General features: G+C 36.0%; 12 protein-coding genes. 2 read left to right on the top strand and 10 right to left on the bottom strand.

Annotated elements, in window-relative coordinates; genetic code table 11:
• Window positions 1-76: 76 nt before the first annotated feature.
• From glmS to murB, 6 genes are all read right to left on the bottom strand, one after another.
• A complete protein-coding gene (gene glmS, locus G6534_RS02805) occupies window positions 77-1,888 on the bottom strand; it encodes a glutamine--fructose-6-phosphate transaminase (isomerizing) (RefSeq protein WP_182083116.1) in 1,812 nt (603 codons plus the stop codon).
• A 326-nt stretch (window positions 1,889-2,214) separates the two neighbouring features.
• Entirely contained in the window at window positions 2,215-3,567 is a 1,353-nt protein-coding gene (glmM, locus tag G6534_RS02800) for a phosphoglucosamine mutase (protein WP_059074747.1), read from the bottom strand.
• A gap of 21 nt (window positions 3,568-3,588) precedes the next feature.
• Entirely contained in the window at window positions 3,589-4,680 is a 1,092-nt protein-coding gene (locus tag G6534_RS02795) for a CdaR family protein (protein WP_059074748.1), read from the bottom strand.
• The gene (cdaA, locus tag G6534_RS02790; RefSeq protein ID WP_059074749.1) at window positions 4,664-5,521 is read right to left on the bottom strand and encodes a diadenylate cyclase CdaA; all 858 of its coding nucleotides are present in this window, start codon (window positions 5,519-5,521) and stop codon (window positions 4,664-4,666) included. The genes G6534_RS02795 and cdaA overlap by 17 nt, the downstream gene beginning before the upstream one ends.
• Before the next feature lie 74 nt (window positions 5,522-5,595).
• Window positions 5,596-7,722: a Na+/H+ antiporter gene (locus G6534_RS02785; RefSeq protein ID WP_182083115.1), complete on the bottom strand. Its 2,127-nt coding sequence runs from the start codon at window positions 7,720-7,722 to the stop codon at window positions 5,596-5,598.
• Window positions 7,723-7,742: 20 nt separating this feature from the next.
• Window positions 7,743-8,642 carry a UDP-N-acetylmuramate dehydrogenase gene (gene murB / locus G6534_RS02780; protein ID WP_059074750.1) on the bottom strand — a complete coding sequence of 300 codons (900 nt, stop codon included), beginning with the start codon at window positions 8,640-8,642 and terminating at the stop codon, window positions 7,743-7,745.
• Between the two features lie 113 nt (window positions 8,643-8,755).
• Between murB and G6534_RS02775 the strand changes: the two genes are divergently transcribed.
• Window positions 8,756-9,517 carry an exodeoxyribonuclease III gene (locus G6534_RS02775; protein ID WP_059074751.1) on the top strand — a complete coding sequence of 254 codons (762 nt, stop codon included), beginning with the start codon at window positions 8,756-8,758 and terminating at the stop codon, window positions 9,515-9,517.
• A 3-nt stretch (window positions 9,518-9,520) separates the two neighbouring features.
• Window positions 9,521-10,054 (top strand): 3'-5' exonuclease, encoded by a 534-nt coding sequence (locus tag G6534_RS02770; RefSeq protein ID WP_059074752.1) that lies wholly within the window; start codon window positions 9,521-9,523, stop codon window positions 10,052-10,054.
• On the opposite strand, the gene G6534_RS02765 is transcribed toward G6534_RS02770, so the two are convergent.
• The 4 genes from G6534_RS02765 to G6534_RS02750 are packed head-to-tail and all read right to left on the bottom strand — an operon-like array spanning window position 10,047 to window position 12,651.
• Window positions 10,047-10,514, bottom strand: a complete 468-nt coding sequence (locus G6534_RS02765) for a GNAT family N-acetyltransferase (protein WP_059074753.1) — start codon at window positions 10,512-10,514, stop codon at window positions 10,047-10,049. The genes G6534_RS02770 and G6534_RS02765 overlap by 8 nt on opposite strands.
• On the bottom strand, window positions 10,511-10,969 hold the full coding sequence (gene tsaE, locus G6534_RS02760) for a tRNA (adenosine(37)-N6)-threonylcarbamoyltransferase complex ATPase subunit type 1 TsaE (RefSeq protein ID WP_059074754.1): 459 nt from the start codon (window positions 10,967-10,969) through the stop codon (window positions 10,511-10,513). Before tsaE ends, G6534_RS02765 begins: the two co-directional genes overlap by 4 nt.
• Window positions 10,970-10,984: 15 nt before the next feature.
• A complete protein-coding gene (gene pta, locus G6534_RS02755) occupies window positions 10,985-11,953 on the bottom strand; it encodes a phosphate acetyltransferase (protein WP_182083114.1) in 969 nt (322 codons plus the stop codon).
• The gene (locus G6534_RS02750) at window positions 11,953-12,651 is read right to left on the bottom strand and encodes a uracil-DNA glycosylase (RefSeq protein WP_059074756.1); all 699 of its coding nucleotides are present in this window, start codon (window positions 12,649-12,651) and stop codon (window positions 11,953-11,955) included. The genes pta and G6534_RS02750 overlap by 1 nt, the downstream gene beginning before the upstream one ends.
• Window positions 12,652-12,692: the final 41 nt, after the last annotated feature.

Genomic DNA, 12,692 nt, shown 5'->3' with positions numbered 1-12,692 from the left:
ACCAATCTATATATTTTATAGTAAAAAAAATAGCCTCAATTACGAGACTATTATATATCCACTATGTCTAAATAGGCTACTCTACTGTCACGCTTTTTGCAAGATTACGAGGTTTATCAACATCATTTCCACGTGCCAAACTTGCATAGTAGGCAATTAGTTGGGCTGGTACGACACTGATAATTGGTGAAATCAATTCATCTATTTCTGGAATAATTATTTGATCGCCCTTTTCAGCATATTTTTGACTAGCAATTACTAGTACATGAGCACCACGAGCTTCAACTTCTTGAATATTACCACGAGTATGACTAGCACCGACACCATCGTTGATATAAGCAATAACTGGTGTATTCTTTTCAATCAATGCAATCGTACCATGCTTTAATTCTCCAGCAGCAAAGCCCTCAGCGTGGATGTAAGAGATTTCCTTTAGTTTTAAGGCTGCTTCAAGTGACAAAGCATAATCGATTCCACGGCCAATATAAAAGGCATCTGTTTGATCTGTTAAATAATCTGCTGTTAATTTCTTGATAGTTGCTTTTTCATCAACAATTTGTTGAATACCATTGGCAGCTAGAGCAAGTTGTTTCTTCAAATTGAAATCTTTAGCTACTTCCAAGTTCTTTTCATCACCTAAGGCTTTGGCCAAAACTGATTCGACAGCAATTTGAGCTGTGTAAGCTTTAGTTGAAGCTACGGCAATTTCAGGACCAGCTAGAAGTTCCATTGTGAAGGTTGCTTCTCTTGAAAGAGTTGAGTTAGGAACATTCGTCATAGTTAAACTTGGCAAATTCATCTCATTTACCTTAACAAGCACTTGACGACTATCAGCTGTCTCACCACTTTGTGATAAGAAGATGAAGAATGGATGTTTAGAAAGTTTTGGCATGTGATAACCGAACTCACTACCTAATTCAACATCAACTGGAATATCAGCAATCTTTTCAAAAATATTTTTACCAACTAGACCTGCATGGTAGCTAGTTCCGGCAGCAACGATATATAAACGATCAGCTTTTTTCAATTCATCTAATAAATCTTGTTCAACATTCAAAGTTCCATCAGATTTGATGTAATTTTGAGAAATTTTTCTCATTACGTTTGGTTGTTCGTCGATTTCTTTTAGCATGTAGTGTTCGTAAGTTCCCTTAGAAATATCACTTGCATCCAAGTTAACTGTGTATGAATCTCTGTGAACTGGTGTGCCGTCAATCTTAGAAATATTAACGCTACCCTTTTCCAAAATAACAACTTCACCATCATGAATTTCAACGAATTCATGAGTTTGGTCTAACATGGCCATGGCATCAGAACAAATCACATTAGAGCCATCGCCTAAACCAATCAACAATGGACTCTTATTCTTGGCAACAAAGATTCTGTCAGGTTGTTCCTTATCGATCATAGCAAATGCATAAGAACCTTGAATCAAACCTAAAGCTTTTCTGAAAGCAGCTTCACCATCAAGTCCTTCTTTAGCAAAGTGATCAACTAATTGAACAGCTACTTCAGTATCAGTTTGACTCTTAAAATCAACGCCTTGTAAGTATTTTTCTTTTAATTCTTCAAAGTTAGTTAAAACACCATTGTGAACTAAATAAAAACGGTTATCTTCTGAGAAGTGAGGATGTGCATTTTCAACTGTTGGCTTACCATGAGTTGCCCATCTAGTATGACCAATACCGACTGATCCAACAACATCATCAGTAACAGCATTTTCAAGTTTACTAATTTTACCAACTTCTTTAACCAAATAATCTTTACCTGCTTGGTTATTGACATAAATGCCGGCTGAATCATAACCACGGTATTCTAGTTTTTCTAATCCGTTCAATAAAATATCAGTAGTTTTATTATTTCCAATTACTCCAACAATTCCACACATAGTTTTTCAAGCCTTTCTAAATTGGTCTAGTTTATTATTATTAAATGGTATAGTTCATTCGAATTAACTTTATCATCTTGCGACAATGCCTAGAATACTAATATTAGGTTTTATTGTCAAGAAAATATTAACATTTTTCTTAAATGGTATAGTTGGTACATACCATATTCACTAAATCGGTATAGTTGGTATATGCCGATATAATTAACTCACTATAAAATCAATAAGAAAAAAGTATGCCAAAAAAATAGAGATTGAGGTATTAATCCCTCAATCTCTATTTATTAATTTTATTATATAGTCTTTAATGTCATAAAACTAATATTTTAGCTTAATTCATTTTTAACTACTTCAACGATTTGATCACAGTATTCGTTAACTTTTTCTTCAGTTGAAGCTTCACACATAACACGCAACAATGCTTGTGTACCACTAGGACGAACTAATACTCGACCATCGCCATCCATTTCATCTTCGACAGCTTTGATAGCATCAAGAATTGGTTGATGTTTATCCCATGAATTCTTATCAGCAACTGGTACGTTAACTAATTTTTGTGGATATACTTTAACGGGTGCACCCAATTCTGCCAAGCTCTTGCCAGTTTCTTTCATAACATGCAACAAGTGGATACCAGTCAACATACCATCACCAGTATTCATGTATTCATACAAAACAACGTGACCTGATTGTTCGCCACCAATGTTGTAATTGTTCTTACGAATTTCTTCAACCACGTGACGATCTCCGACAGCGGTTTGAACTGACTTCATCCCATTAGCTTCGATAGCTTTATACAAACCGATATTACTCATAACAGTTGTTACGATCGTATCCTTTTTGAGACGACCACCATCGTGAAGGTATTTACCAAGAATGAACATGATCTTGTCACCATCAACGATATTTCCGTCAGCATCTACCGCAATACAACGATCTCCATCACCATCAAAAGCTAATCCAGCTACAGCATCCGATTCCTTAACACGTTGTGCCAATTGTTCTGGATGAGTTGAACCAACATTCTTATTGATATTGATTCCGTCTGGATGAGATGCCATAATTTCAAAGTCTACGCCTAAATCAGCAAATAATGTACTTGCTAAACGACTAGTTGAACCATTAGCAGTATCCAAAACAATCTTCATACCACTCAAATCATCGGATAGAGTTTGTTTCAAGAATTGAAGATACTTTTGGGCACCTTCTGGATAATCAGAAACGCTACCTAAACCTTCAGCTGATGGTCTTGGTAAAGTATCTTCTTTAGCATCTAATAGTTCTTCAATTTCATCTTCAACCTTATCTGGCAACTTATAACCATCTGAACCAAAGAACTTAATTCCGTTATCTTCAGCAGGATTATGTGATGCAGAAATCATGATTCCAGCATCAGCTGAAACGGCACGGATCAAATATGCTACAGCAGGAGTAGTGATTACATCAAGATCCAAAACCTCGATACCTACAGAAAGTAATCCAGAAATCAAACTTGATTGCAACATTTGACCTGAAATACGTGTATCTCTAGCAACTAAAACACGTGGACGTGCATCATCATTTTCTGAATGTTGTGTTAGAACATAGCCACCGAATCTTCCTAGCTTAAATGCTAATTCGGGACTTAATTCTTTATTTGCAATACCTCTTACTCCATCTGTTCCAAAATATTTTGTCATGAAAAACTTACCCCCAGCGTATTATTGTTCGCTATTATCGTCTGTCGAATTATCATTCGATGAACTTGTATTATTATCGCTAGTACTACTATTGGTAGTATTAGTGCTTGTATTATTACTATTACTGCTATTATTGCTGCTTGATGAACTGGACGAACCCGTCGAGATCGAAACATCAATAGTATCTGGATCTGTAAACGCCACTTTATTTCCTAAAGCATCACTCAAATTGATCGACTTCTTAGTATTGCCATTCACATCACTGACATCAACTGGTACGTCAACAGAACTATCAATTGCATCGATTTGATCTTGCGTTCCGTAGACTCGAATTGTCTTAACATCAGAGGTGACCGACAAATTTGAGGTGGTACTACTTGAAGTACCTTTTTGTTTCAAATTTATGCTGACTTGTTTACTTTGAATCGATATCGGAATTTTGACGTGAACTGTTTGTGGATCCAATGTAACATTTACAGTTTTACCATTTTTATCGAGTGCTTGCACTAAAACTTCTTGATCAAATGTCGATTTTATTCCTTTTGGCAAAATTGGCTTAACAATTACCTTAGCAATTTTCTCAATTTCAGTTGCCGCACCAGTCACTGTTACCGTTTCTGGAGAGACTTCCACCTTACCAGTTTCATAACCGGTAGCTAAAGAATCTTGATTATAATCGACATCTACATCGAATTTTTTAGTTTCACGGTGCTGAATATTGACAGTGACATATTTAGGCTTAATGCTATAAGTCAATTCACTGTTCAAACCAGACTCCTTGATTTGCACACGATGCTGTCCAACAGATAAATCTTTTAAATTCAAATATAAATTAAAATTTTGTGTATTTTTAGTCGCCGTGACCAAAGCTGAAGGCCCTTCAATCGTTATTTTAACGGTCTCTGGATACCCAGTTATGTAATACTTATCAACGTCGGCTTGTAATTGCAATGGCACTGAAATAGTTGTTTTCTTCGTCACAGTCGAAGTGTTGGATTGATTCGAATCTCTCGTCGATCCAACACCAGGTGAACTTACGTAGAAAAACAGCCATAGTGCACAACAGAGGGCAATAAATGCATAAAAATAATTACTGTTAATTATCTTTTTCATTTTGGTCCTCCTTCTTTCGACGACCTATTTTAAAGAAATCTAAGATTGAACGGTTAGCATTTTCATCTGGATCTTTCAACTGAGCGTGAAGATATTTAAGATAATCTTCTCTAGTCAAATCCAACATCATATGCCCGTTTCGCGTAATCATAACACCACCAGTCTCTTCAGAAACAACGATTGTGATGGCGTCAGTTACTTCACTGATACCAACAGCGGCTCTATGACGCGTTCCTAATTCCTTGGGAATCGTATTACTCTCAGAAAGAGGTAAATAAGCAGCAGCTACCGAAATACGATTATTTCGAATAATAACTGCCCCATCATGTAACGGCGTGTTAGGAATGAATATATTGATCAATAAAGCTCCTGTAACTTCAGCATCCAAATCAATTCCGGTTTCAACGTACTCTTCCAAACCAGTATTCATTTCCAAAGTTATTAAAGCACCTATCCGGCGTTTACTCATGTACTGAATAGCTTGATCAAGACTTTCAATCAAATGATTCTTCGTCTTACCTTCTTCATTGCTCGTCGAACTGAATAACGGCAATCTTCCCAAATGTTCCAAACCACGTCTTATTTCTGGTTGGAAAATTATAACAATGACAATAATTCCCCAATTGATTAATTGGTCCATTAAAAATGATACAGTGTGTAAATTTAAAGCCCAACTGACCAATTTAATAACAAAAATAATTACGATTCCTTTGAGAAGCTGTACTGCTTTAGTTCCTCGTAACATTGACAGAACTTTGTATAAAACATACCAGACTACTAGGATATCAACCAAGTTAGCCAGGTTCTGCCATGTAAAAATATTGCTTGGTATAAAATTCATTTTTCTAGCTCCTTAGCAGTTCGAACTAATTATAACAAACAATAAAAATTATAAAAGTTCATCATATTTGTGTTTTATTCCACACCTATGTTGATAACTTCTTCGCTATAATTAATATTTTTTCGTAATTCATTGGCAGTTACTTTGCTGACACGTCCTTGTTCTAACATATCTTGGACAAAAGCTCGTTGGTAACTCAAAGCTTTGACCTCTAACGCCATTCGTTCACTATTGAACTCTGGTGAACGTCCACGATACTTACCTTGCAATAATTCTAGGCGATCTTCATAATGCCGTTGGAAAATATAAATTAAGTTATCATCAATGTCTTCCTGATCAGATTGATCTAACTCTTGAAGTTTTTCCAAAGCTTTCTTTGCTCCAGCAATTGATATCTTGATAGAGTCTTGGTTCATTTGTTGCACGTCGTTATATTTAACTGAACGATAGATCCAACGCTTAATTTGTAAAAAAGTTCTTCTAAAATAGCTGATGAAAAATTCTATCGTTGTATTATAACGTCTGTGAACAATTTCTTTTTTATATTTAGCAATTTTTCTCGTTGCTAAATCGTATGAATCATCAGATATCTCATGATTTTCATACAATTCATCAATAGCATCTAACTCACAATTAAAACAAATGTCCCATAATTCAGCATCTTTTTTACTTTTTACCCGACGCTTACTGATTTGATGACTAACAACATTAGAGTTATTATTACGAAAACTCAAATTTCTAATATCATTCAAATATTCAGCGATAACTGAAGAATATACGGCCGTATCGCCTTCATCCATTTCATTCCGAAGTTTTTTGACTGTTTTATCCAAAATAACACGATTAGCTTCTATTTGAGTTAATTCAACTGGTGCACTTTCTTCTTCCTCATCGTCGGAATCATCTGAATCATCAGAACTAAAAGTATTACCACGATAAGCAACCGGAGCACTACTCTTAGTCATAAGTGGGATTAAAATCGTTGCTCCTAGCAAACTGAAAATAATTACCGCACTGGCAACGAATAGCAACAACGTTCTAGAAGGGAATGGATCTCCACCCTTGATGGTCATTGGTAACGATAAAACACCGACCATAGTTACGGCTCCACGAACCCCAGAAATCCCAGACATTAAACAGTCGTAAAGTCTAGTTTTAGACCACAACTTGATTTTACCGTCAGGATTATTAGAAAATGTCGAATAAACGTAACTCCAGGCAAATCTAATAACAACTAACATTACCCAAATAGCAAAGGCTAAAATTGTTGCCCAAAATGTATTGATATTGTCATTATGAACTAATTCTTCCATGGCAAAAGGTATTTCAATTCCTAATAGGACGAAGACGATTCCGTTCAAAACGTAAACGACTAAATCCCACGTTCTGGAAGTAATCAGTCTGATTTCCGGTGTAAAAGCACTCATATTGTGGTTTGAAGAAATATTCAAAATACCAGCAATTACGACCGCTACAACTCCAGAAACGTCAAAGATATCTTCAGCAACGTAGTAAATAATAAATGGAATAATAATTTGGATTATGGCATGCAAAATTGAATCATCCACACCTTGATTGATCAAATACAAACGGATTCCGTTAAAAATCCAAATCATTATTGCACCCACTAAAGCACCAACAATTGAAATATGGAAGAAATCGATCGTAGCGCTCTTTAATGAGAACATCCCAGTAACAGTGGCAGCAACTCCATATTTAAAGCAAATCAAACCAGACGCATCATTGATCAAACTTTCGCCACTGATTAAATGCATCAGCTTGTCAGGAATATGCGCCTTTTTAGCAATCGATTGAACCGCGATTGGATCGGTTGGTGATAAAACCGCCACTAATGTAAAGGCGGTCGCCCAAGGTAAACTTGGGATTAAAAATTTCACGAATACTCCACCGACTAGAGTTGAAATAATGACCAAAATAATCGCATTACCTAAAATTGGACCTTTGAGTTTCCAAAGTTCTCGTTTAGGAAAATTATTTCCGTCATTAAACAAAATCGGTGCAATAAACGCTAACAAAAACCACTCCGTATCGACATAAATTTTGACGTGCATAAATAATGCCGCCAAAACTCCGGCCGCAATTTGTAACAAACTCGGTGGAATCGACACAAAGTAGTGACTAACAATATTGGCAATAATTAAGAGTGAAAGAATCAAAATAATTGATTCAAGTATTTCCACAGACAACACCTACCGTTCTTTTATTTTTTGTCTTCACCAATAATGCGAACTTCGGTATGAAGTTCAACATCAAACTTCTCTTTAACAGTCTTTTGAATCAGATGAATCAAATTCATATAATCAGTTGCCGTAGCATGTTTGACATTTACGATAAAACCGGCATGCTTCATAGAAACTTGAGCACCGCCGACCATTTTACCTTGCAAACCAGCTTTAATGATCAAAGGACCAGTGAAGTGACCTTTAGGACGTTTAAAGACACTACCACATGATGGGTATTCCAAAGGTTGCTTAGAACGTCTCAAAGCATTTAGACGATCCATTTCTTCTTGAATAACTTCTTTATTGCCACGCTTTAAAGAGAACGTAGCGCTTATAACGATACCGCCATCGTCTTGAACAGTGCTGTGACGGTAGCTAAAATTCATTTCATCATGAGTCAAAGTTGTAATGTGTCCATCAGGCAATAAAACTTCAGCAGATTCAAAAACATCTTTGATTTCTCCACCATAAGCTCCAGCATTCATGAAAACAGCTCCCCCGACACTTCCGGGAATTCCAGCCGCAAACTCTATGCCCGTTAAACCAGCTTTTTGCGCCGCAATCGTAGTGTTAATGATTGTTGCACCAGCTTCAGCAGTAACTTTAGTTTCAGAAACTTCAATCTTTTTAAAGTTAGGCAAAATAATCACAATGCCACGGATGCCACCATCTTTAATAATTAAATTACTGGCATTACCAATAACTGTGATTGGCACTTGATTGACACGTGCGGTATCAACGATTTGAATCAACTCTTCACGTGTTTTCGGAAAAGCTAAGGTATCAGCATTTCCACCAGTTTTAGTAAATGTATATTTACTAAGTGGTTCATTTAACTTAAATTCAATATTTGGTAATTTTTCAACTGGAAAATTCAATATTCATCATCCTTTATGTTACTAAGACTTACGTCTAATTTTATCACATAGTTAGTTACTAAACGACCAAACAGGCATCCCAATAATGCTATAATTATGCCGAGGTGATTTTAATGAAACTAATTTCTTGGAATGTAAACGGTTTACGTGCTGTCGTCAAAAAAAATTTCGTTCCTACTTTTCAACAATTAAATGCTGATGTTTTCAGCATTCAAGAGACTAAGATGCAAGAGGGACAACTAGATCTTGACCTACCTGGTTATCATCAATACTTCTTTTACGCTAAGAAAAAAGGTTATTCTGGAACGGCAATTTTTTCAAAAACTGAACCAATTTCTTTTAAACAAGGTTTAGGTATCGAAGAATTTGATGATGAAGGACGCACGATAACCTTAGAATTCCCTGATTTTTATTTAATCAATAGCTATACACCTAACTCACAACCAAAATTAAAGCGTGTCGATTATCGGATGCGTTATGACGATGCATTGCGTAAATATATGTTACAATTATCAGCCGATAAACCCGTAATTCTTTGTGGCGACTTAAACGTTGCCCATGAGGAAATCGATTTAAAGAACCCCAAGACTAATCACAAGAATCCTGGTTTTTCTGACCAAGAACGTGATAAATTTAGTCAACTTCTCGATAGCGGCTTTATCGATAGTTTTAGATTACTTCACCCAGAAGAAATTAAATATTCATGGTGGAGTTATCGTTTTAATGCTCGTAAAAATAACGCTGGGTGGAGAATCGATTATTTTGTCGTTTCTAAAAATGGTCAACAATTGATTCAAAATGCCGATATTTTAACCGACATCTACGGATCAGATCATTGCCCAATTGAATTAGACCTTAATATTAAAGGAGAATAATCTATGAATTTCGTCGCCATGGATTTTGAAACGGCTAACGGCAAACGTTCTAGTGCTTGTTCATTAGCCTTAGTACTCGTGCGAGAAAACAAAATCGTGGATAGTTTTTATACGCTGATCAATCCAAGAGAAGTCTTCAGTCCACGTAACATTCAAATCCACCACATAACACCTCAAGATGTTCAAGATGCACCAACTTTTGATCAAGTTTGGCCTCACATTGAACCACTCTTTGACAATAGTCACCTCGTTGCAGCGCACAATGCTAGTTTTGATAACAGCGTTTTAAAAAACACCTTAACTAATTATGGCATTATGGCTCCAAAATACTTAACGATAGATACTTTGAGAACGAGTCGCAAATTTTACCCCGACTTTCCTAATCACAAACTAAATACTGTTTCGAAAGCCTTAAATATCGATTTAAAAAATCACCATAACGCTTTAGCTGATAGTGTGGCCTGTGCTGAAATCTTGCTCAAAACAGAACAAGAATTTGGAACTGAACAAATAAAAAAGATGATTAAGCTTACTTAACCATCTTTGTCATTACTATCGTTTTATCTTTTGTTAACTCAGTTGTAAATCCATATTTTTGATAAATATGAATTGCGGCTGGGTTATTTTTGTATACTTCTAAAACTAATTTTTCTAGCGGTGAAGCATTGGCCCAATCGATTGCTTCTTCTAGCAAATAAGAGGCAATTCCATTGTTCCAAAATTCTTTATCGACCACGACGCCAAATTCGGCCTTTTGAGCATCAATTCTTTCTAGGCGACAATATCCAATAATCTCGTCATCTAAAACCGCTATGATCAACTCATCGTACTCTGATTGGAAAATTGCATCTAAAGAAATCTCTTCATCCCGAACTGCAGTCGATTGTATATCATCAAACGAAATAAAGTCACTTTGTTGACTGACCTTTTTCAAAAAATTCAATAAATTTTGAGCATCTTTAGGAATAGCTTCACGTAATTTTAGTTGTTGGCTCATAATTGGTCAAAACCTCGCTGATCAAATTTATCGCCATGTAATTTAAAAGTAACTTGGCGATCTGTATCAGATAAACGTTCAATATTAATCGTTAAATGGTCATCAGGAATCTCGTCTTTAATAAACTGGGGCCATTCAACCATTGTTATACCATCGCCATTAAAATACTCATCGAAGCCTAAATCTTCATCAGGACTACTTTCTAGGCGATAGGCGTCCATATGATACAGAGGAATTCTGCCATCTTTATATTCACGAATTAAAGTAAATGTAGGACTTTTTACATTACGTTTAATGCCTAATCCTCTAGCCAGTCCTCGAGTCAATGTAGTTTTTCCTACGCCTAAATCACCATTTAAGACTACAACATCACTTGGTTTTAGTAATTTCGCTAACTTTTCACCCAAATCTTCAGTTTCTTCGTATGAATGGGTCGTTACTTGATATTCAAGCATAATTTCTCCTTAATTCTATAATGCCAAAGCTGCTGTCAAAATAGCTGACTTATAGACATCTTCTTCATTGCAACCACGTGACAAATCAGAAATTGGCTTAGCAAGACCTTGTAAAATAGGTCCAATGGCTTCAAAACCACCAAATCTTTGAGCAATCTTGTAACCAATATTTCCTGATTGAAGATCTGGAAAGACAAAGACATTTGCATGTCCAGCAACCTTAGAATCTGGAGCCTTTTGGGCACCAACACTAGGTACAAAAGCAGCATCAAATTGTAATTCACCATCAAGTGCTAAATCAGGTGCTAATTCATGGGCAATCTTTGTGGCTTCGGCAACTTTTGTAACCTCATCACTCTTTGCACTACCCTTAGTTGAAAAGCTCAACATAGCAACTTTAGGGTCGATATCAAATAACTTAGCATCTTTAGCTGTTTGAACGGCAATTTCAGCTAATTCTTGAGCATTAGGATTAATATTAATAGCACAATCAGCGAACATATAACGTTCTTCACCTTTTTGCATGATGAATGAACCACTGATTCTTGAATTACCAGGAGCTGTTTTAACGATTTGAAGAGCTGGACGAACAGTGTCACCAGTTGAATGAATGGCACCAGAAACCATCCCGTCAGCTTTGTCCATATAAACTAGCATTGTTCCAAAATAGTTGTTATCTAGAAGCATTTTTTCAGCTTGTTCTTTAGTATTCTTACCTTTACGACGTTCAACAAATTTTTCAACCATTGTGTCGAAGTCAGCATAATTTTTAGGATCAATAATTTCAATACCAGAAATATCAAATGATTTTTCGTCAGCAACCTTATCGATTTCTTCTTGGCTACCAATTAAAATAGGTTTAAGAACATTTTCTTTAACTAAACGAACGGCAGCACCTAAAATTCTAGGTTCTTCACCTTCTGGGAAAACAATTGTTAAATCCTTTCCATTAATCTTACTTTTGAGACTTTCAAATAAATCCATTACTTTTCCTCCATTTCATCATCAGCACGTTCAGGTAACTGCCAATTGATTTCTTTTTCATTATAGTTTAAAAGCGCTTGATTTGCCTTAGAAAATGGTTTGGAGCCAAAAAATCCATATCTAGCAGCAAATGGGCTCGGATGCGTTGAAGAAATAATTGTATTCTTCGATTGATCAATCAAGGGAATTTTACTCTTAGCAGCATTTCCCCATAAAATAAAGACAACTTTGCCACGTTCTGACAAGGCCTTGATAGCATAATCGGTTAACTGTTCCCAGCCTTTACCCTTATGAGAGTTAGCTTGACCTCTTCTCACTGTGAGAACCGAGTTGAGCAATAAAACTCCTTGAGTAGCCCAAGATTTCAAATAACCGTGATTAACTGGTGTACAACCCAAATCATCTTGTAATTCCTTGTAAATATTACGCAATGATGGTGGAATCGTTACACCCGGTTGAACGGCAAAACTACAACCAATTGCTTGATTTGGTTCATGATAAGGATCTTGTCCTAAAATGACAACCTTCGTCTTTGAAAAGGGAGTCCACTCAAAAGCCTGATAAATGTGGTGCATCTCTGGATAAATAGTTTGCGTATTATATTCTTCTACTAGAAATTCGCGAAGCTTTTCATAATACGGTTTGTCAAATTCACCATTCAAAACTTCTTGCCAATCATTATTTATTAAGGTTTTCAAATTTACACCTACCTGTTTTGATATATAATGCCATAAAATAT

This window comes from Companilactobacillus pabuli (genome assembly GCF_014058425.1).
GTDB classification, from domain to species: domain Bacteria; phylum Bacillota; class Bacilli; order Lactobacillales; family Lactobacillaceae; genus Companilactobacillus; species Companilactobacillus pabuli.
Note: the sequence above shows the minus strand (reverse complement) of the source record. Positions and strands in the feature narration are given on the sequence as shown.